Annotated in this window: 18 protein-coding genes and 1 pseudogene; 6 read left to right on the top strand and 13 right to left on the bottom strand. The window is 33.5% G+C overall.

Annotated elements, in window-relative coordinates; all coding sequences use genetic code 11:
• The first annotated feature begins 52 nt into the window (after positions 1-52).
• Both IDG65_RS09525 and IDG65_RS09520 read left to right on the top strand, forming a co-directional pair.
• Positions 53-712: a membrane protein gene (locus IDG65_RS09525; protein WP_000831298.1), complete on the top strand. Its 660-nt coding sequence runs from the start codon at positions 53-55 to the stop codon at positions 710-712.
• A gap of 178 nt (positions 713-890) precedes the next feature.
• Positions 891-2,102, top strand: a complete 1,212-nt coding sequence (locus tag IDG65_RS09520; protein ID WP_001191976.1) for a putative multidrug effflux MFS transporter TcaB — start codon at positions 891-893, stop codon at positions 2,100-2,102.
• A gap of 122 nt (positions 2,103-2,224) precedes the next feature.
• Here IDG65_RS09520 and IDG65_RS09515 read toward each other — a convergent pair whose 3' ends face one another.
• Positions 2,225-2,698 carry a GyrI-like domain-containing protein gene (locus IDG65_RS09515; protein ID WP_000456498.1) on the bottom strand — a complete coding sequence of 158 codons (474 nt, stop codon included), beginning with the start codon at positions 2,696-2,698 and terminating at the stop codon, positions 2,225-2,227.
• Between the two features lie 112 nt (positions 2,699-2,810).
• Here IDG65_RS09515 and IDG65_RS09510 point away from each other — a divergent pair, with 112 nt between their 5' ends.
• Complete coding sequence (locus IDG65_RS09510) at positions 2,811-3,467, top strand: C39 family peptidase (protein WP_001080281.1); 657 nt, start codon at positions 2,811-2,813, stop codon at positions 3,465-3,467.
• Between the two features lie 62 nt (positions 3,468-3,529).
• On the opposite strand, the gene IDG65_RS09505 is transcribed toward IDG65_RS09510, so the two are convergent.
• Positions 3,530-4,336, bottom strand: a complete 807-nt coding sequence (locus tag IDG65_RS09505; RefSeq protein WP_000690194.1) for a metallophosphoesterase — start codon at positions 4,334-4,336, stop codon at positions 3,530-3,532.
• Positions 4,337-4,621: 285 nt separating this feature from the next.
• Here IDG65_RS09505 and IDG65_RS09500 point away from each other — a divergent pair, with 285 nt between their 5' ends.
• Together IDG65_RS09500 and IDG65_RS09495 are read left to right on the top strand one after the other, a co-directional pair.
• Entirely contained in the window at positions 4,622-6,031 is a 1,410-nt protein-coding gene (locus IDG65_RS09500; RefSeq protein ID WP_000101538.1) for an amino acid permease, read from the top strand.
• 137 nt (positions 6,032-6,168) lie between these two features.
• Complete coding sequence (locus IDG65_RS09495; RefSeq protein ID WP_001185680.1) at positions 6,169-8,247, top strand: cation:proton antiporter; 2,079 nt, start codon at positions 6,169-6,171, stop codon at positions 8,245-8,247.
• A gap of 139 nt (positions 8,248-8,386) precedes the next feature.
• Here IDG65_RS09495 and IDG65_RS09490 read toward each other — a convergent pair whose 3' ends face one another.
• A complete protein-coding gene (locus tag IDG65_RS09490; RefSeq protein WP_000483052.1) occupies positions 8,387-10,216 on the bottom strand; it encodes an APC family permease in 1,830 nt (609 codons plus the stop codon).
• A gap of 231 nt (positions 10,217-10,447) precedes the next feature.
• On the opposite strand from IDG65_RS09490, the gene IDG65_RS09485 reads away from it, so the two are divergent.
• Positions 10,448-11,944: a serine hydrolase FLP gene (locus tag IDG65_RS09485; protein ID WP_000208572.1), complete on the top strand. Its 1,497-nt coding sequence runs from the start codon at positions 10,448-10,450 to the stop codon at positions 11,942-11,944.
• Between the two features lie 90 nt (positions 11,945-12,034).
• Here IDG65_RS09485 and IDG65_RS09480 read toward each other — a convergent pair whose 3' ends face one another.
• The 10 genes and pseudogenes from IDG65_RS09480 to IDG65_RS09435 all read right to left on the bottom strand — a co-directional run bounded on the left by IDG65_RS09480 (position 12,035) and on the right by IDG65_RS09435 (position 20,845).
• Complete coding sequence (locus IDG65_RS09480; protein WP_000034519.1) at positions 12,035-12,886, bottom strand: NAD-dependent epimerase/dehydratase family protein; 852 nt, start codon at positions 12,884-12,886, stop codon at positions 12,035-12,037.
• 323 nt (positions 12,887-13,209) lie between these two features.
• Positions 13,210-14,145, bottom strand: a complete 936-nt coding sequence (locus tag IDG65_RS09475; RefSeq protein ID WP_000684063.1) for a 2-dehydropantoate 2-reductase — start codon at positions 14,143-14,145, stop codon at positions 13,210-13,212.
• A gap of 225 nt (positions 14,146-14,370) precedes the next feature.
• Positions 14,371-15,771, bottom strand: coding sequence for an MFS transporter (locus tag IDG65_RS09470; protein WP_000381259.1), 1,401 nt, complete (start codon positions 15,769-15,771; stop codon positions 14,371-14,373).
• Positions 15,772-16,064: 293 nt separating this feature from the next.
• The gene (locus IDG65_RS09465) at positions 16,065-16,760 is read right to left on the bottom strand and encodes an ABC transporter permease (RefSeq protein ID WP_000398941.1); all 696 of its coding nucleotides are present in this window, start codon (positions 16,758-16,760) and stop codon (positions 16,065-16,067) included.
• A complete protein-coding gene (locus tag IDG65_RS09460) occupies positions 16,760-17,701 on the bottom strand; it encodes an osmoprotectant ABC transporter substrate-binding protein (protein ID WP_000721549.1) in 942 nt (313 codons plus the stop codon). The genes IDG65_RS09465 and IDG65_RS09460 overlap by 1 nt, the downstream gene beginning before the upstream one ends.
• A gap of 16 nt (positions 17,702-17,717) precedes the next feature.
• Entirely contained in the window at positions 17,718-18,353 is a 636-nt protein-coding gene (locus IDG65_RS09455) for an ABC transporter permease (protein ID WP_000569113.1), read from the bottom strand.
• Positions 18,350-19,576: a betaine/proline/choline family ABC transporter ATP-binding protein gene (locus IDG65_RS09450; RefSeq protein ID WP_000948977.1), complete on the bottom strand. Its 1,227-nt coding sequence runs from the start codon at positions 19,574-19,576 to the stop codon at positions 18,350-18,352. Before IDG65_RS09450 ends, IDG65_RS09455 begins: the two co-directional genes overlap by 4 nt.
• A gap of 326 nt (positions 19,577-19,902) precedes the next feature.
• Complete coding sequence (locus tag IDG65_RS09445) at positions 19,903-20,022, bottom strand: hypothetical protein (RefSeq protein ID WP_031789445.1); 120 nt, start codon at positions 20,020-20,022, stop codon at positions 19,903-19,905.
• Between the two features lie 79 nt (positions 20,023-20,101).
• A pseudogene (locus tag IDG65_RS09440) lies at positions 20,102-20,211 on the bottom strand (hypothetical protein).
• 34 nt (positions 20,212-20,245) lie between these two features.
• Positions 20,246-20,845, bottom strand: coding sequence for a YdeI/OmpD-associated family protein (locus tag IDG65_RS09435; RefSeq protein ID WP_001291515.1), 600 nt, complete (start codon positions 20,843-20,845; stop codon positions 20,246-20,248).
• Positions 20,846-20,995 lie beyond the last annotated feature (150 nt).

Here is a 20,995-nt window from a genome sequence, read left to right as displayed (position 1 = left end):
GTAAATCATCAGCTTTATTATTTGCAGTTAAAACTTGAATGAGGTGAAACCCATGAAAAGAACTGATAAATACCGTGATTCATATCAATACGACAATCAAAATCAAAATCATCGTCGTCAATCTGAAGACGCATCGTATAGACAACAATATGCTAAAGGCGATCCTGAAGAACACCCGGAACGATACTATAATGGTAGAGATTATCGAAGAGAACAAATTCTTGAAGAAGAAAACGAGAAATCCCGCCGTTCAAAAAAATGGTTATATATCATTATTGCTATTCTCTTAATTATTGTCGCTATTTTTGTCACACGCGCCTTACTTAACAATGATAGCGATAAAGTTAGTAATGACCCTAAAGTCTCTCAAAATTATAAAAAACAAGTTGAAAATCAAGACGGCCAAATTAACCAGCAAGTCGACAATGCTAAAGAAAATATTAAAAACAACCAAAAAACTGATGACATTATTAAAAATTTACAAAATCAAATCGACAACTTGAAGCAGCAAGAACAAAACAAAGCTGATTCTAAGCTAACTCAATTTTATCAAGACCAAATCAACAAATTGACAGAGGCAAATAATGCACTTAAAAACAATGCAAGCCAAGGTAAAATTGAAAGCATGTTAAATGATATTAATACAAAATTCGACAGTATTAAATCTAAATTAGAAAGCTTATTTAAAGATGACAATGGTGGCGCTAATTAATTATTACACCTGCTTTGATGATAAACATTAAGTCCTATACTTTATCTGTATCACTACGTTATTAATGATGATACATTGCGAGTATAGGACTTTTTATATAAACTTATATTCTAACTACATACAAATGCACATAAAACGTATATAATTTACATAATTATATAAATTAAGGAGTCTGTTTATGCAATCTTCGAGTTCCAAAACGAAGCAATTTTCATTTTTATTGTTAATCACGTTAGGTGTCATGACAGCTTTTGGCCCTCTAACTATAGATATGTACGTACCATCATTACCTAAAGTGCAAGGTGATTTTGGTTCGACAACATCAGAAATTCAATTAACCTTATCATTCACAATGATTGGTCTTGCACTTGGTCAATTTATCTTCGGACCTTTATCCGATGCCTTTGGTCGTAAACGTATTGCTGTATCGATCTTAATCACTTTCATCTTGGCATCCGGATTATCTGTGTTCGTTACCCAATTACCTCTATTTTTAACTTTACGTTTAATTCAAGGTTTAACTGGTGGTGGCGTCATCGTTATTGCCAAAGCCTCTGCTGGTGATAAATTTAGTGGCAACGCACTCGCTAAATTTTTAGCATCTTTAATGGTAGTTAATGGTATTATCACTATTCTTGCACCATTAGCCGGTGGATTAGCTTTATCCGTAGCAACTTGGCGTGCTATTTTCACAATTTTAACGATTGTGGCACTTATCATTTTAATTGGCGTCGCTTCTCAATTACCTAAAACACCTAAAGAAGAATTAAAGCAGGTGAATTTTAGTAGCGTCATTAAAGATTTTGGAAGTCTTTTGAAAAAACCAGCATTTATTATTCCAATGCTATTACAAGGTTTAACTTATGTAATGCTATTTAGTTATTCATCTGCATCGCCATTTATTACTCAAAAATTGTATAATATGACACCCCAACAATTTAGTATCATGTTTGCTGTTAACGGTGTAGGTTTAATCATTGTCAGTCAAGTCGTTGCTTTATTAGTAGAAAAATTACATCGCCACATATTATTAATCATTTTAACTATTATACAAGTGGTAGGTGTTGCTTTAATTATCCTGACACTTACATTCCATTTACCACTTTGGGTCTTACTCATCGCATTCTTCTTAAATGTGTGTCCTGTGACGTCAATTGGACCGCTTGGTTTCACAATGGCTATGGAAGAACGAACAGGTGGCAGTGGTAACGCATCAAGTTTACTTGGCTTATTCCAATTTATCTTAGGTGGCACTGTTGCACCATTAGTTGGCTTAAAAGGCGAATTTAATACATCACCATATATGATTATTATCTTCATTACAGCCATTCTATTAGTCAGTCTACAAATCATTTACTTTAAAATGATTAAAAAGCAACATGTCGCATAACACTTCAACATAATTAGAACCCTAGCAAAGATATCTATCTTTGTCAGGGTTCTTCTTTATGAATTATGAGATCCAATCTTCAACTAAAATTACGCCTTCATATCAAGTACATTTCTATTCAATCACCCTTTAACAGGCATCCAAATTTCTGTAATATATTTTTCACTTGTAGTATCACCATCCTGATACAACTCAAAAAATGGTGCTGATTTTACCGTATCTGCTTGATATTGATGTATGTAGTGATGAACCTCTTCCATTTTTTGTTGAACTGCTTTAGGTACTGCTCCCTGTGCTTCAAATACCATATACTTTGAACTTGCTAATGTTATGACATCATATTTTTCAATATCAGCACTATTATCTCCGGTAACTGCAATCATATATGACATCTTACCGTCTAATTCAGGTATACATAAGCCAAGTATCCCGACTAAATCAACATTATTTTTTAACTGTAAATCCGCAATTACTCCCTCTTGATAACATCTTTGCCAAAACCCTGCTATATGTTGCTGAGCCTGTCGTCCATTTTCATACGTTTCTTTAATACCTACTAACGTTAACGACGCAAGTTGTTGTAATTGATATTCCATTTTATCACTCCATTAATTTTATTCACTCATGTAAAACATATGTTTAGGACATTTTGCATTGACGCTATATAATTATATTAAATATTTATTGAATCAATGCGAGGACTATATTATGAACCGAAAAATATTACCAGTTAAACCTATCAGTCAGCTATTTCCTATCCCTATGGTCATGGGGTGTGAAGGTGTTTCCGCAGCCATGATGTTGCAATACAATAACCAACATATCCCTGCTACAGAAATTATGAGACATTGGCCGACACATCCGAACAATCCACATAAAGGTTATGTTGGACATCACTTATTCATTAAGCTTGGCAATTATCATCAAACGATATTTCCAGAAGCATATGTACCATTTTTACAAAAATACAATCCTAATATCGTAGACGGCACTGGTAAATCCTTAGAAGATCTTAAAGGTATTATCGATCAAGGTCAACCTGTGTTAATATACCATACTAATCTTGGTTCTAAACCATTACTACGTGTTTTCCGCTTTGATAACAAGCCAGCGAAACAAGTTTCAAATATTCACGTAACGTTACTCATTGGGTACGATGATTATTATTACTATTATATCGATCCACTTTGGAGTCATATTCGTCGTGGCCTAGTTTTACCTGCCATCATTCCAAATCGCAAACAAATTATTAAAATTCGTAAAGAGAAAATGGAATATAGCTTTAATTCACCAGGAAGAAAGTGCATTTATGTGCAACCACATTCATATACAATTGAAAATCAACAACAAAATAAACACACGTAAGTAAACACATTACTCGCGTGTGTAAAACATAAAATGCGCAAACTGGGTCAGGTTTGCGCATTTTAAATTTCTATTATTTGTATCGTCTCATTTATTTCCTGGTAAATATCTTCTGAACGCCATTGTCTTGGATAGCCTAGACACGGACAGAGATAACATCTGCCATCATCCATCACACTTTTACGAAAATGAACATGGCCCATAATACTATATGGTATATCGAACATCGCATACAAAGGATTGAAATCACTTGTCCCAATAAATGCATTATAAAAATCGAATATACGATGTGGCATAGGAACAATGAAATCAGGGTGCGTCACAACATGTGTGACTAAAATCACTCGTCTATTTCCTACTTCTAATATATCTTTCTTCACTTGTTCAACCGCTATTTTAGATAAATTTTGATCTGATATGCCCCAAGATATTCGTTCTTTATCTTGCCAAGTCGCACCATAATGTTTTCCTTTTTGTAACTCATCTAATGAAAATCGTTGTGCTGCAAAGCTATAATCATACCAACCAGTATGTCCTATGATTGCCCATTCTTCATTTACTATAAATGGTTTTCCTACCAAGCACTGTGACATCCTCTTATAATTATTCCAAATGTCTTGCGTAGTCATACTTTCAACTTCCCATAAATCATGGTTTCCAGGTACAAATTTCACAGGTATATCTAATTGTTTTGTCAATTGCGTTATAAATTGGTGCGTCAATTGATAATGATTTGAGATATCCCCCGCAATCAACAATATATCCAATTTCTTATACTTAACTATTTCAACCAATGCCTCTAAGTAATCTTCGGATGTTTTTTTATTATGACGATCAATATGTAAATCGGCGATTGTCCCTATCTTCATACCCATACCTTCTTTACTCAAATTAAAATGTTATTTATTATGCCATAGCTTATCTAATATATATAGTTAACTGCTTCATTTAGATGATTATTTTATATTTTTGCATAAAAACTTATATCTTTTCAAAAAATCGATAAGTTTTAGTTATCATACCCTTACCTATCAAATGTTTTTTCTTATATTTAAAAAAATAATTGCTTTATTAAATGGATTTCTTTAGTATTTATAATTAAGAAAACGCTTACACACAACTTTTTTATTTGCTTTATCCTGAGGAGGAAAATTATGGCAAGAAAATTGCATAGAGAGTTGAATAACAGACATATCCAATTGATAGCAATTGGGGGCGCAATTGGAACTGGGTTATTCCTAGGATCAGGTCAAACAATATCTTTAACTGGTCCATCACTGTTATTCACATACATGATTATTGGGGTTGTACTATTCGCTTTTATGCGCGCATTAGGCGAATTGTTGTTGAGCAATACAAGATTTAATTCATTTGTTGATATTGCAAATGAATATTTAGGCCCTTTTGGTGGCTTTGTCATTGGCTGGACTTACTGGTTATGTTGGATTGTATCAAGTATGTCAGACCTAACTGCGATGGGACAATACTTTGCATTTTGGTATCCACAAGTCCCAAATTGGATTACCGTGCTATTTATTGTTTTAATCTTGATTAGCTTCAACTTATTAGGTGCCAGATTATTTGGTGAACTGGAGTTTTGGTTCTCTATTATTAAAGTTGTCACAATTATTGCGATGGTTATCGTTGGTCTTGTATTAATCTTTTTCTCATTTAAAACACATTATGGACATGCATCATTCACAAACTTAATCAGTCACGGTGGCATGTTCCCTGGTGGAACATTTGGTTTCTTAATGTCATTCCAAATTGCTGTATATTCATTCATTGGTATTGAACTTATAGGTGTAACTGCTGGTGAAACGAAAGATCCTGAAAAAACCTTACCGAAAGCAATTAATAATGTACCTATCCGTATTTTATTATTCTATATCGGTGGTCTATTAGTAATTATGTCAGTCATACCTTGGAATGATATCGATCCAAATAGTAGCCCTTTCGTTAAACTCTTTACATTAATCGGCGTGCCATTTGCAGCAGGTGTCGTTAACTTTGTCGTGCTAACTGCCGCGGCCTCTGCTACAAATAGTGGTATCTATTCGAATAGTCGTATCTTATTCGGACTGTCACAACAAGGGTTAGGTCCTAAAGTTTTAAATAAAACGAATAGTCATGGCGTGCCTTATTTATCAATGTTAGTTTCATCAATTGCATTACTTATAGCAGCTTTGTTAAACTACATTTTCCCTAATGCAATTCAACTATTCATATACGTTACAACGTTATCAACTGTGTTGTTTTTAGTTGTTTGGGCAATGATTATTGTCGCTTATCTAATGTATTTGAAAAAACATCCTGAGGCACATAAAAACAGTAAATTTAAGTTGATTGGTGGTAAGCCTATTGCTTACATTATTCTAGCGTTCTTCTTCTTTGTATTCATTTTATTATTCTTTAGTGACGAAACAAGAGCAGCTATTTATATTTCGCCATTCTGGTTTATATTTTTATTTTTCTTTTATAAAAAATACAAAACGAATGCTGAAAAGCTCGCGTATGAACAACGACAAAATGACAGCGGTCATTTCAGATATGACAATCAATAATTTAAACATCTCGCTCTAGTATCAGTTCAACCGATACTAGAGTTTTTTTGAAAATAACTTCATTTTATCAATATATCTATGTCATTATGCCTTAAAAGTGATAAAATATTAACTATTAAAATTTTGAGGAGTATTGTATGGCACTATTAGAAGCATTTTTAATTTTTATTTTTGCTGTGATTATTAGTTCGGTTATCAATAATCGATTCCCACAAATTCCTACTGCCTTTATTCAAATTGCATTAGGTGTCGTTATTTTCATTATTCCTATACAAGTTGATTTCCAATTCAATTCTGAAGTATTTATGTTTGCCGTTATCGCGCCACTACTTTTTGTGGAAGGTACCCACGTCTCTCGAACAAAATTACTAGAATATCGTAAACCTATACTATTAATGTCAATGGCACTAGTATTTGCAACTGTAGTCGGTGTTGGCTATTTTATACATTGGATTTGGCCTGCCTTACCAATGCCAGCCGCTTTTGCAATAGCAGCAATTTTATGTCCTACTGATGCAGTAGCAGTATCTGCTATTACACGCGGAAAATTATTACCTAAAGGTTCTATGACGATTTTAGAAGGTGAATCTTTACTCAATGATGCAGCAGGTATCATTTCATTTAAAATTGCTGTTACTGCATTAGTAACTGGTACCTTTTCATTATTCCAAGCTGTTGAACAATTTATCATTTCAACAATACTAGGTGTACTTATTGGTGCAATTATTGGATTCGTTATCGTTAGAATACGTATAGACTTAACCGCTAATAAAGGTTTAAAAGATAACAATACCTTAACTTTTATTCAATTATTAACACCTTTTGTCGTATACTTTTTAGCAGAAGAAGTTCATGCTTCAGGTATCATTGCAGTTGTAATCGCAGGTCTAATCCATGGTTTAGAACGCGACCGTTTAATTAGAGCACAAACGGAACTACAAATGAATTACCATCAAATTTGGAACACATTTAGTTATGCCTTAAATGGTTTTGTATTTGTTGTATTAGGTTTTATGATTCCTACTGTAGTCATAGATATTTTCCAAACAGAGCCGGACAACTTTTCATTTTTAATAGTGATTACTATATTAATCGCTATAGCAATTTACGCCTGCCGTTTTATCTGGGTTTATTTTTGGTATAAAGATTTTTATTTCCCGAAAAATATCCAATCATACCTAGATGAGGAACATGATTCACATGAAACACCACCTTCTCGTGTACGTTACGCTTTTATCATGACGATGTGTGGCATACACGGGACCATTTCGTTATCTATGGCCTTAACATTGCCGTTTATTATTACACAAGGGCAAGCTTTTGAATACCGTAATGATCTATTGTTTATTGCATCATTCATGGTATTAATTAGTTTAATTTTAGCGCAAATTGTTTTACCTTTAATTACACCATCTGCCGAAGATACTACTTTTAAAGGTATGACTTATCAATCTGCCAAAATTTTCATTGTCCAAAAAGTTATCGAACATTTTAAAAACGAAAGTAAAAAAGACAAAAACGATACAAATTATCGCCCAGTATTAAACCAATACTATGGAGAATTGTTATTTTTATTAAATTCAGAACCTGATAATCAAAATACAAAAGAACTCAAACGTTTAGAAGATATTGCAAAAGTAATCGAAACATCTACACTTGAGCGTTTAATTGATAAAGGTAAGGCAACATATCAAGATATAAATAATTACCGCAATATTGTCGAATTAACAGAGACACACCGTACTGCTTCATTTGTTGAAAAATTTGCAAACTTCTTCAAGATGTTATGGCTTAGACTTAAAGCGATGAAGCACTACAAAGCCTTAAACAAAGAATCTAAGAAGCAAGAATTTGAAAATTCATTCAAAGATGTTCAAAAAATTATGCGTATTGTGAATCACAATATTATTTTACGCTTAAAAGAAGAACAAAATAGTACAAATGTACTTGAGGTTAGTTTAGTCATTAATCATTACTATGATATGAGTCGCTCATTAAAGTGGCGTGCACAACGTCGAAAAGAACGTCAAGAAAACAGCAATCAAATCATACCGCAAGCTATGTTCCATAACCACAAATTGGAAGCATTGTACTTACAACGTCATCTTTTAGATGAATTAATTCGCAAAAACAAAATCAACAATATCGTTGCAGCTCAAATTCGAGAAAATATCAATTACAACGAAATTGTCTTGTCTTTACAGTCCAAACATTAAGCAAGACATAACAACACCCCCGTACATATGAGACAAAGTCATTATCATCTCATATGTACGGGGTGTTTATATTCAACATCAAAAAATCGGATTGACGAAAAGTAAATAACCTTTCATCAATCCGATTTGATTATAGAATCTATTTTTTAAGTTTAAATGGAATTGTACATACGTTAACATTCTTTTGATAAATTAAATACAATTTCATACGCAAACTAGTTTGATTGTGTAATAAATTATGCCAACGTTTCTTAGTAATAAATTCTGGTATCACTACTGTAATCATATAGTTTTGATCGTTGGCTTTACGATTAATCTTATCGATAAAACGTGAAATTGGTCGTATAATACTGCGATATTCCGAGTGTAAAATAACTAATCTTACATCTGGGAAATGACGTTTCCATTTCTCTTGGAATGCTTTTTCATCTTCATCTCCAAATGATACATGTACCGCAATGACATCATTATTCGCAAGCATTTGTGCGTAATAAATAGACTTATCAACTGCTGTTGTAATACTTGTTATCGGCACAATTGCTAAATTACGATCTACCACGTCCACATTAAGAACATCAATGTCAGAACGTAATTGTTCTGCGATATCTCGATAATGTTTGTTAATTTTCAAGAAGAAAATCACCACGAACGGCAAGAAAATAAGTATCGGCCATACTTGGCTAAATTTAGTTATGAGTAAAATCATAAAAACAATAAATGTCACGATACCACCAAGTAAGTTCACAGACAACTTACTCAACCAATTCTTAGGACGTTCATGAATCCATTTAATAACCATACCGAATTGTGCTAGTGTAAATGGAATAAATACACCAACAGCATACAATGGAATTAAATCTTCAGTCATACCATCAAATACAATAATTAAAATGATGGCTAATACACCTAAAATAATAATTGAGTTAGAGTAGCCTAAGCGATCACCTCTAACAGTAAACATTCTAGGCATATATTTATCTTTAGACATTGAAGCCGCTAACATCGGAAAAGCTGTAAATCCAGTGTTGGCTGCTAATACCAAAATCATCACAGTCGTTGCCTGTACAAAATAGAAGGCAGCATTATCACCAAATATTTGCATAGCTAATTGTGATAAAACTGTCGTTTCCGTTTGTGGCATAATCCCATAAACATATGCTAAACCAACGATACCAACTAATAAAAACGCTAAAATTGAACCCATAGCAATTAACGTTTTTACAGCATTATTAGCACTTGGTTCTCTAAAATTGGTTACCGCATTTGAAATAGCTTCAACACCTGTTAATGATGAAGCCCCTGATGAAAATGCTTTTAATAGCAAGAATAATGTTACTCCAGGAACCGCAGTTCCTACTGATGCATGCATATGTGGTTGAATATCTCCTGTCGCCACACGGAAAGTACCTATAAATATTAATATCACTAACCCTATAATGAAAAGATATACTGGATAGGATAATACGGTGGCAGATTCAGTTAAACCACGTAAATTTAATATTAAAATAAAAAGTACAAGTAAACATGCAATCAGTACCTTATGCCCATATAAACTTGGGAATGCAGCAACAAATGCATCAGCACCAGATGATATACTAACAGCGACAGTCAGTATGTAATCGACTAATAATGAGCCTCCTGCAAGCAATCCCCATTTTTCTCCTAAATTGGTCTTGGACACCATATAAGCGCCGCCACCTTTAGGATATGCATAAATAATTTGCCTATAAGACATAATTAAAGCAGCTAATAAGATCAGAACAGCACCTGCAATCGGTAAAGTATACCAAGTTGCAACTGCACCCACTACTGATAATGTAATCAGTATTTGTTCGGGACCGTAAGCCACTGAAGATAATGCATCAGACGAAAGAATCGCTAACCCTTTAAACTTCGATATCTTTTCGTCTTTTAGTTCTCTGTTTTTTTTAGGTTGCCCTATAATAAGTCTTTTAAATTGATTGAACATAATCTCCTATTCCTTTTTATACTTTTTGATGGATATCACTATACGCCTATCTTTCCGAAAAGTATAGAGAGTTAATTAATATTTTTTATGTAATTATACACCTATTAACATATAAGGTGTCAAAAATAATGGTAAATATACCTCTTTAATTAATTTATTCAATAGAACTGGTATAATAAAATAAATCTCATTAGGCACTTAAGTAAATTTAACATATAAAAAGGAACGTTTATGACTACTAAAAAACTATATTTTCTATCCATTTCTATTATCATTTTAGTCGCCATTTCAATTGCTATATATATAACATTAAATAGCAATACGAAGACACGGTTAACCAATGATTCGCAACAACAAATAGATACAATTATCGAGCATGATCTACAAAAGGGACACATTCCTGGAGCATCAATTTTAATAGTAAAAAATGGCAAAGTTTTTTTAAATAAAGGTTATGGTTATCAAGATGTTGATAAAAAAGTCAAAGCTTCTCCCACAACAAAGTATGAAATTGCTTCTAATACGAAAGCTTTCACAGGTCTTGCAATTTTAAAATTAGCTCAAGAAGGTCGATTAAACTTAAATGATGCCGTATCTAAACATGTGCCTCATTTTAAAATGAACTATAATGGTCAAAATGAAACTATTACGATTAAGCAACTTTTGGCTCAAACAAGTGGTATACCTAGTGATATTACAAGCGAAGACTCCGTAACAAATAAAAATAATCGTTTAAATGATGTAACCCGTGCAATTATGGGTGATGAATTACATCATAAGCCCGGAGAAGAATTTGAATACTCAAATATGAACTATGATTTATTAGGTTTAATTATCCAAAACGTTACGAAGCAATCCTATACAAAATATATTACAAATTCATGGCTCAAGCCTTTGAATATGACACATACATCATTCAAACAAACCAATAACAAAACAAAACATGATGCTATTGGCTACGAATTACAAGGTTCGACACCTGTCGTCTCTAAACCTGAATTTAACCTTTGGGATACACCATCAGCATATATGATGACATCAACTGAAGATTTGGAACATTGGATAAAATTCCAACTTAATCCACCTGATAAATACAAATCATTAGTTCAACAATCACATAAAAATTTATCATCAACAATTGGTGAACCTAATGCCAATGCATATGCTTCCGGCTGGTTTACCAATAATGATGAACATTTAGTGTTTCATTCAGGAACGCTCGATAACTTTTCATCATTTATTTTACTAAATCCAAAACAAAATTATGGAATTGTTGTGCTTGCAAATCTAAATTCGGAATATGTACCCAAATTAGTTGAGCATCTTAACACACAAATTGTAAATCACAAGCGATATTCGACAGTTGCGTCTATGCTCAATCAATATAAAAATCAATTTAATATTGTTACCGTTTTGATGACAACACTTATTTTATTAGCATTTATATTCTCAGCTTATCGTGCTTGGCAAATGCGTCACGGGAAAATCATCCTGCGCAAATCAAAACTTACCACATTTTCAAGTTGGCTAACTTTATGTTTATGTATCGCTATAGCGCTCATATTATATGCATTACCATATCTCATTCTCGGTAGCAATAACTGGTCTTTTGTACTGACTTGGCTGCCAATAGAAATTAAATTAGCACTAATCACAATATTAATTGCATTATTCAGTACATTAATTGTAATTCTGTTATTCCTTCATACAAAGATAACGAAGACATAATAAAAAGACTTGTTCGAGCCGTGCGTTTGATAATATATCATCCACGATTCGACCAAGTCTTTATTCTTTGTATATTAAACGGATAAATTATTATTTAATTGGATTCATGCCATCTTTCCAAGTTTTATAAATCAGAGTACCACCTTGCGCTTTAAACTTCTCATTGCTTACGCCACGTTCAAATGGTTGCGCAGGTTGTATATCAATATTTGGTTCAACACCAAGTTGTTCTTTATACCATTCTGCAAATTCAGAACCTTTAACAGGTGCATCATCTGCTACATTATAGATACCATTTTCAAAATGAATAGCTTGAATAGATGTTTCAACTGCATCATCAAGATGCACAAATGATGTTACGCCATCTGAAAGTGTCACTTCACCATCCATAAATTGATTATAAATCATGCCATCTTTTCCGTACCAAGTACCTGGGCCATATAACCAGCCAAAACGTAAGACAACGTATTCATCCATACGAGCCGTTTCTTCTTCTAGACCAACCACACCATCAACCGTTACTTTTCTATCACCAGTTGAGTTAAAATCAAGTGAAGTTTCCTCATTTGCTAATCCTTCGCCAGGTTCATACATAAAGGCAATACTTTGGGCAATCACTTTCTTAACGTCATGCTTTTTCGCCGAATCAATTAAGTTTTTAGAACCTTCAATACGTACTTTCGTATTTGCTGCCATATCAACATTTTTTAAATCCGTAATTTGGTTGATAATGATTTCTGGTTTAAAATCTGCTAACGCTTGATCAATGGTATCAGCTTTTAATATATCACCAATATATGCTTTTACATTAACAGCAGCTAGCTTTTGTTGACCATTCTCAGATGTAGTAAAACCAGCAACCTCATGCCCCTCTTCTTTTAGTCTTTGAACTAATTTAATGCCAATAAGGCCCGTTGCACCAGTTACAAAAATTTTACTCATTATAAACACCTTTTCTCTATTTGTCTTTTTAATATAATTACTTGCTTGATGAGTTTACAAAATTCACGTGAGACTTCCAAATGATTTGCCTCAAAATTTTTCAAAGTGTCGTCGTAAAAACTGTCTAGTAAATACTAATAGTATGTCGTAGACCTATGACAAATCTGAATTATGACGAAGATCAATCAAGAAAAACAGCACCACGATCATTTCAATTTGAAAGTACCTTACTGCTGTTCTTTATTTATTACATTTCAATCTTAGTAATGACCGTAATTATCACGTGATTGTCATTTCCTTGCAATCATAGCTAAAAACACTAATTAATCCTGTGCGTGTCGCTGACTTTCTTTAGTATGAATTAAATCAGTAATAAAGCGATTGACTGGCGCTTCAATATGACGTTTTTTACCTAATGTTGCAACTGCGCCATTAATATAATCAATTTCAGTTTTTCTATTATTAACAATTAAATCTTGATACATGGATGGATAATGCGCACCAACTTTTTCATTTAAATCAACTAAATATTCAAAGACTTCATCAACATTTAAATGAACATTATCAATCGTCGCTACATGCACTATTTCTTGCGTTAATTTATAAATCAAACACTTCGCATAACTACTTTCATTCAGTGATGCCATATTACACTCCAACACTGTGCTTAATGCATTTGCCGTACCATTAACACAAATCTTTTTCCAAATCGATTGGTATAAATCTTTACTAATGACACCATTCAATTCCGCTTCGTTAAGTAACTCAGCAACTTTTATAACATTTTCTTTACCTTCATCAACTAGTTCACCTATTTCAACTGGTCCACTACCAAGTAAATGACTGTGTCCAGGGCTTTCAAGACCTGCCGTCCAAGTCGTAACACCTCTGACAATTTGTGATTGAGCAACGTACTGCGCAATGACTTCTTCATGCTTCAAACCATTCATCGTACATACGACAATCGTTTCATTATCAATATGTGATTTCATAGCTTCCATCACTTCTTTTAATTGCATAGACTTTGGAAATAGAAAGACAACATCGTAAATGCTCTCGTCCGGTTGATCATTAAAATGATACATCGGAATGTTTAACTCGAATGCCTCTCCATTAATCGTTATATTTAATCCATGTTGCTTAACCGCTTCAACATGAGATGTATATCCGTCAATAAGGGTGACATTATATCCTGCTTGAAATAGTTTGGCACCAAAGCCACTTCCTAATGCACCCGATCCAGCAATTGCAATTTTCATCCTATAAACCCCTCTTCATCGTTGTTGTTCATTTTAAAAATACTACTTTCGCATATTAGCGTCAATTTGAAAATCATTCGCTTAATATGCACACAGCTTTTATCGTCTATAAAAGAACACACCTAACATTAAACGTCAATACGCAACATTAAGTGTGTATGATAAACTTACTTTCACAAAATTTCCTTTAAAATCCCTACATAATAACTTGCTTTCATTTCGGTTTTACAAATTCGTTTGATTTTTAGGAACTAATAGTAAAATGACTAAAAATGCAACAATTGCTAGCAAGGCATTAAACATCATACCTGTGAAACCACCTAAGTTCAAATTTAAATTAGCTGCTAACACAGTATAAACCGTACCAGATACTGCTACTCCAAATGCATTTCCTAATGATGACGCCATTTTATATACACCTGAAGCAACACCCGACTTATCATCTGGCGCACTTGCAACTGCTGTATCAGTTGATGGTGTAGCATATAATCCTAAACCAGTACCAAACAATAAATATCCAACTATACTAGATACGATATACCACATTTCTGGTAAAAATGTTAACGACAATAAGATTAACCCAATCACTGTAAAGCCACTTCCTAGTAATAGTGGGCGCTTCGGACCATGTTGAGATAAAATCTTTTCACCTACACGAATCATTGACAACACTGCTATTAAATACGTTAATGAAATATAACCCGTTTGCGAAGAATTAAATCCTAATTGTTGTTGATAATACGTGTTAATGACGATAAGTGCACCACCTGCTACACCATTTAATAAGAAGTTTGAAATAGTTGCACCACTGTATCCTCTATTTTTAAAAATTGAAAAATCAACAAGTGGATGCTTTATTTTATTTTCGTAATATACAAAACCAACTAATGAACAGATAAACACTATAATTAAACCTAGAATTAACGGTGAAACTAAACCAAAATGAGACGTCTGTGTGATGATTACATTTAAACTTAACATTGTCACTACTAAAATGACTAAACCGATAACGTCAAACTTTTTAGCTTCTGCTTTCATACCTTTGATTGGTTCTGCTTTAGTCTCAGGTGCATGTTTGATTAAGTACATTGCTAATAAAGTTAATAGAATTGAAACAACAAATATTGAACGCCAACCTATATATGTAGCCATTAAGCCACCAAACAACGTACAAATACCACTACCACCCCAAGAACCAATAGACCAATAGCTTAAGGCACGTTGTCGTCTTGTACCAATATAATATTCGTTAATAATAGCAAGTGTGGATGGCATAATACATGCTGCAGACAAACCTTGAATTATTCTACCTATAATTAAAAATGCTGGCAAAGGTGTAATAATGATGAGTAACGAACCTATAACATTTAATATCAATCCTACATAAGTAATTTTGACGCGACCAAATTTATCAGCAACATCACCAGCACCTACGATAAACAAACCAGCAAATAAGGCAGATAAGCTAACAGCGATATTTATCGTTCCAACGTCACTACTATATGTTGATTGTAATGGGACAACAAGATTAACAAGTGACTGCGCGAATAACCAAAAGGTAATAACCCCTAAAACGATACCCAAAAGCAATCGGTTGTCACCTCTAAATTGTTTTGATGTGTCCATGAATTAGATAAGCCTCCTATGTTTAAGAAAAACAAATTTTTAATATGATATATTAAGAAACAATATCATAAATTTGCAGAAAATTATAAATAAAACATCTCATTCTTTAGTATTTTTACAATAATCAACGCTTTTTATCCAAAAACTTTCATGATAATAATTGCTATTTTAGTGTAAACGCATACAAACACAACCTATAAAACGGCTACTCAAAGACTATTTGAGCTCCTTGAGTAGCCTCATTTTTTATAAATCATGAAACGAAATCGCTAAATAATAAACATCTTCTACTATTACATATTAATACTTTGCGGCCGATGATTAGATTGATTTTTACGATGTCGTGTTGTTGGGTCTAATCGTTTTTCTAAAAATCTTAATAGTACATCAATGACGATTGCAATGATAGCAATCGGAATCGCACCTGCTAAAATAAACGTTGTGCCATCCGTCGCATTTGTACCACGAATCACAATGTCACCAAGCGTAGGTGCTCCTATAAATGATCCAACGGCAACAACACCTATCGCAACAACCAAGGCAATACGAATGCCACCGATAATAACCGAAACAGATAACGGTAATTCAATCATTCGTAGCACTTGATTGCGTGTCATTCCCATACCTTTGCCAGCATCCTTAATATTCGCATCAACACTAGCTATACCAGTATAAGTGTTTTTTATAATTGGAAGTAACGCATATAAAAACACTGTTAAAACTACTGTTTCTGAACCTAAGCCCATGACTAACATTAAAATAGCTAACATTGCAATGACTGGAACTGTTTGAATTATATTTGCAATTGTAATTACAAATCCAGAAAGTTTTGTGTATCTTGCAAGCAAGATTCCCAATGGAATACCAATTAAAGCTGCAAACAGCACACCATAGACAGACATTAATAAGTGTTTGAAAAATAAATCCCATAGATAACCAAAGTTCGTAACATAATAATTGAATAATTGCTGTAATAAATTACCTTCCATTACTTATGACCACCTTTCTGTTTATCAAAATAGTGGTGTTTTTTCAAAAATTCTTCTGCGACGACAGCAGGTTCTTTACCTTTACCATCCGCTTCATAATTCAAGCGTTGCATCTCTGAAGTCGAAATCTTTCCTGTCAACTTATTAATCGTCGTTTTAAGTTCTGGGTGTTGGCGTAATAATTCATTTGTTGCAACAGCACTCGCAGCATAAGGTGGGAAAAATTGTTTATCATCTTTAAGTACTTTCAAATCATACGCCGCAATTCGACCATCTGTAGAATAACCTAATGCAACGTCTAACTTCTCTGAGTTTAATGCGTCGTAGACTAGACCTATTTGCATTGGTCTCACTGTACCAAAGTCGAAACCATACTCTTTTTTAAATCCTTCATAGCCATCGCCTTTACGATTCATCCATGAACTATCCATACCTAAACGTAAATCTTTACTATGCTTTGCTAAATCTGAAACTGTCTCTAAATGATATTTTTTAGCAGTTTCCTCCGTTACCATGAATGCATACGTATTCGCAAAACCATACGAATCAAAAAACGTTTGATCAAATTTCTTTTTAAATCCTTGTTGTGTGGCTATCATTGCTTTCTTAGGATCTTTAATTGGTGCTTCCTTCAAAGCTCCCGTTAAATCTGTGCCATTATATCTAACACCTGATATATTAGCATCCCCATTAATTAAGGCATTATGTTGAATCGTACTTGACCCTAAATTATTTACTAATGTTGGCTTTATCTTACCATGTGTATCATGCTCTATTAACAACCGTAACATATGTGAAATAATTTGCGATTCGCTTGTTGATAATGCTGTAATTTTGACATCATTTTTCGTGCTCTTACTACCTAGTCCGGGCAAACTACATCCAGATAATACGGTAAGCGATAAGACAAACACGACAAGTATATATTTAATTTTCTTCATTATCTTAGCCTCCTAATTATCCAGATACTTTTAAGCCTTTGGGAACTACCCATTTTTCAACTAAAGCTAATAAGGCATCAACACCTAATGCTAGTGCAGTAACGAGTACCGTTGCAGTTACAATCATCAGTGGATCATATAAATTTAAACCATTGAAAATGAAATCACCTAATCCACCCGCACCTACATAACTTGCAAGTGTAGCCCAACTAATTACATACACAGATGACAAACGAATGCCACCAATGATAAGCGGCAATGCTAACGGCAATTCAACATCCTTCATCAATTGAAATTGTGTCATTCCCATACTTTTTCCAGCTTCTTTAATGTTGCTATCAATATTTTGAACGCCGAGTACCGTGTTATTTAAAATAGGTAATAACACATAAATAAATAGCGCTACAATTGCAGGCGTTTTACCAACACCAAAAATCGGTATCATAATAGCAAGTACAGCTAGTGTTGGAATCGTTTGTAAGACACCTGCCACAGTTAATATAATATTGGCAGTTCGCTTTGTTTTTGATAATAAAATGCCTATAGGTACTGCAACAATGATGGCAAGTAATAATGCCACTATAGAAATATAGAAATGTTCCAGTGTTTTCGACATCAACTGTCCACCATGTTCATGTAGGAACTCGATCATGATTTATCATCTCCTATGTCACGTACTTTGACATTAGTAGTGTGTTGCTCATGCATTTTTGAGGACGCAGTGTCTTCCCCCACATGTTCTGTTTGCACTGCATCCTCACTATCGCCCCAAATCGTGTCATATACAATATCAACAACATTGGCACGCGTAATCAGTCCTACTAAACGTTGCTTATCATCTACGACAGGTACATTCCTAACGTTTCTTTTTAAAATCGTACGTACAGAATCTTGTAATTTAGAATCAATTTGAACGGTGTAAATATGTTGTTGCATGGTGTCTCGTAAACTTTTGTGTCCACGTATACCCTGATTTATATCTTCAATGTCTAAGAAACCTAGTAAATGGTTATTACTATCTACTACAAAAATAGTATCAACACGTTTTTGTCTCATAATATGAACGGCGTCATTCAGTGTTGCTTCTGCTTGTATCGTGATTGGTTTAATCATTACACCTTCTACAGTCTTGTCATTGGGACGGTCTTGAATCAGTCTATTTTGTCCTATAAAATCACGTACAAAATCATTTGCGGGATGTCTTAAAATATTGTCTGGCGTATCAAATTGCACCACCTTACCTTCTGACATAATACAAATTTTGTCTGCTAATTTAATCGCTTCATCCATATCATGTGTTACAAAGATAAACGTCTTGCCTAATTTTCGTTGTAACGTTTTAACTAAATCTTGTAACGTATCTCTCGTAATAGGATCCAATGCACCAAAAGGTTCATCCATTAAAATAATATCTTGTTCGGCCGCAAGTGCTCTTACGACACCGATACGTTGTTGTTGCCCACCTGATAGTTCTGCTGGATAACGCTCTAAAAATGACTCCGGTAAATCCACAAGTTTAATTAATTCCTTTGCACGTTTATCCTTTTCTTCTTTAGTCCATTTCAACAACTTGGGTACCAACACAATATTCTCTTTAATCGTCATATGAGGCATTAAGCCAATTTGTTGAATAACATAGCCAATATTTCTACGTAATTCGACAGGATTCATACTCCGAACGTCTTTGCCATCAATTTCAATTTGTCCTTCTGTCGCTTCAATCATACGGTTTATCATTCTTAAAGCAGTTGTTTTACCACTTCCACTGGTTCCAATAAATGCGATAAATTCCCCAGATTGAATATCTAAAGAGATGTCATCTACTGCCTTTTTATTACCAGAATAAATTTTTGTTAAATGCTTAATACTTAACATAATCATTTCTCCTTCCTCATAAAAAATATGACGAATGATACGCATAAAATAAAAAGACCATCATCGCAATTGTTAAACAAATAGAGTCATAAGTTAAACAAGTACACATCATGGTCTTGATTATGTAGAATTTTATATTTTTCATCTGTAATGTGAATACTTAACAGTAAACGGCGCTATGTATGTTGAATTTCTACCGATTACTTTGTTTGCACATTCGTATATTCGACATTTAAAACTAACATACTCTATATGATGTTATTAAACATTATTATTTTATCTTTGGCAACTAAATAGATAACTCATATTTTTTAAAAGCGAATTTATTATCGCTCAATTGGTTGTTTTATAGCAAAAAAGTGTCGAAAATGTGAAATATTATTACAAAAGTCGAATTTTTGTAATAATGCACACGCATCCATTGTTACAGGCGGACAAAAGCCCATCCGCCACCCACAAAGTCATCCTTATATTTTAATATCTTCATCATTCATTGTAGACACCATTACCTTTTGCTAACAGTTCCTACTCCCAAGCCTGTAACGGAATTCCAACGTCAAAGTGTTGCCCATGACAGCACACCTAAAAAAACAACCAACAGCATGAGCCATTGGTTGTTTCGTGTCATCTTGTATGTTGTTGTATAACCGGTATGCTTTTACTCATTAATTACTTATCATGCATCCCTTTACCTTCTAGTATTTGGTTAATATACTTTTCAACACGCTTTTGTCTTGTTTCACTGCGTTTAGCTTGCCCAATATGATATATATATTGATGTTGTCTGCCTGGCGTTAATTTATAAAATGACGACTCTAGCTGTGGCATTTCTTCGAACTTAGCTTCTAACTCTTTAGGAATAACATATTCCTCTGTTTTCTTCATTTCAACTTTTTTACCAGCTTTTTCAGCTTTAATTGCTTCGGCTAGATAATATTTAATTTCTTCGCTACGTGCTTGAATCTCTGTTAAATTTTCAAATCGTAACTGACGAGCTGCTTGCACCTTTTCAGTCTGTTGAATGAGTGTATGATATTTATCCTCCAAAATGGCACCTTTATGAAATAATAGTGCAACATAATTTTTGAAGCCATGGATAAGTACTACATTTTTATTATTCAACGTGTAACAAGGATGCATCCATTTATACGCTTCCTCTAATTCTGTTTCATTAAAGATTAACGCTCTCAAATATTTATATTCTTCTTGCCATTGACTCTCTTTATTTAAAAATGCTTCAACTTGTTCATTTGATTGTTTCTCACTCATAGTCATCACTTCCATTTTGTTTTTCAATACACATTGTATTATATATCCTAATTTTATAAAAAACTAATTTTACAAATGCTTTTGCGTTCTTACAAAAAATGCATTTGACTATTATTATAATAAGCGTATAATTTTTCGCATATTATTTTT

The organism is Staphylococcus sp. EG-SA-17 (genome assembly GCF_017151845.1).
GTDB classification, from domain to species: domain Bacteria; phylum Bacillota; class Bacilli; order Staphylococcales; family Staphylococcaceae; genus Staphylococcus; species Staphylococcus aureus.
The sequence above is the reverse complement of the archived record's forward strand: the minus strand, read 5'-3'. Positions and strand labels throughout refer to the sequence as shown.

Excerpts from the sequence above, each read along its gene's own strand:
- IDG65_RS09445 (WP_031789445.1), bottom strand. The coding sequence starts at position 20,022 with ATGGGCTTTTGTCCGCCTGTAACAATGGATGCGTGTGCATTATTACAA.
- IDG65_RS09475 (WP_000684063.1), bottom strand. The coding sequence starts at position 14,145 with ATGAAAATTGCAATTGCTGGATCGGGTGCATTAGGAAGTGGCTTTGGT.
- IDG65_RS09450 (WP_000948977.1), bottom strand. The coding sequence starts at position 19,576 with ATGTTAAGTATTAAGCATTTAACAAAAATTTATTCTGGTAATAAAAAG.
- IDG65_RS09485 (WP_000208572.1), top strand. The coding sequence starts at position 10,448 with ATGACTACTAAAAAACTATATTTTCTATCCATTTCTATTATCATTTTA.
- IDG65_RS09525 (WP_000831298.1), top strand. The coding sequence starts at position 53 with ATGAAAAGAACTGATAAATACCGTGATTCATATCAATACGACAATCAA.
- IDG65_RS09515 (WP_000456498.1), bottom strand. The coding sequence starts at position 2,698 with ATGGAATATCAATTACAACAACTTGCGTCGTTAACGTTAGTAGGTATT.
- IDG65_RS09505 (WP_000690194.1), bottom strand. The coding sequence starts at position 4,336 with ATGAAGATAGGGACAATCGCCGATTTACATATTGATCGTCATAATAAA.
- IDG65_RS09435 (WP_001291515.1), bottom strand. The coding sequence starts at position 20,845 with ATGAGTGAGAAACAATCAAATGAACAAGTTGAAGCATTTTTAAATAAA.
- IDG65_RS09460 (WP_000721549.1), bottom strand. The coding sequence starts at position 17,701 with ATGAAGAAAATTAAATATATACTTGTCGTGTTTGTCTTATCGCTTACC.
- IDG65_RS09520 (WP_001191976.1), top strand. The coding sequence starts at position 891 with ATGCAATCTTCGAGTTCCAAAACGAAGCAATTTTCATTTTTATTGTTA.
- IDG65_RS09465 (WP_000398941.1), bottom strand. The coding sequence starts at position 16,760 with ATGGAAGGTAATTTATTACAGCAATTATTCAATTATTATGTTACGAAC.
- IDG65_RS09510 (WP_001080281.1), top strand. The coding sequence starts at position 2,811 with ATGAACCGAAAAATATTACCAGTTAAACCTATCAGTCAGCTATTTCCT.
- IDG65_RS09480 (WP_000034519.1), bottom strand. The coding sequence starts at position 12,886 with ATGAGTAAAATTTTTGTAACTGGTGCAACGGGCCTTATTGGCATTAAA.
- IDG65_RS09490 (WP_000483052.1), bottom strand. The coding sequence starts at position 10,216 with ATGTTCAATCAATTTAAAAGACTTATTATAGGGCAACCTAAAAAAAAC.
- IDG65_RS09455 (WP_000569113.1), bottom strand. The coding sequence starts at position 18,353 with ATGATCGAGTTCCTACATGAACATGGTGGACAGTTGATGTCGAAAACA.
- IDG65_RS09500 (WP_000101538.1), top strand. The coding sequence starts at position 4,622 with ATGGCAAGAAAATTGCATAGAGAGTTGAATAACAGACATATCCAATTG.
- IDG65_RS09470 (WP_000381259.1), bottom strand. The coding sequence starts at position 15,771 with ATGGACACATCAAAACAATTTAGAGGTGACAACCGATTGCTTTTGGGT.
- IDG65_RS09495 (WP_001185680.1), top strand. The coding sequence starts at position 6,169 with ATGGCACTATTAGAAGCATTTTTAATTTTTATTTTTGCTGTGATTATT.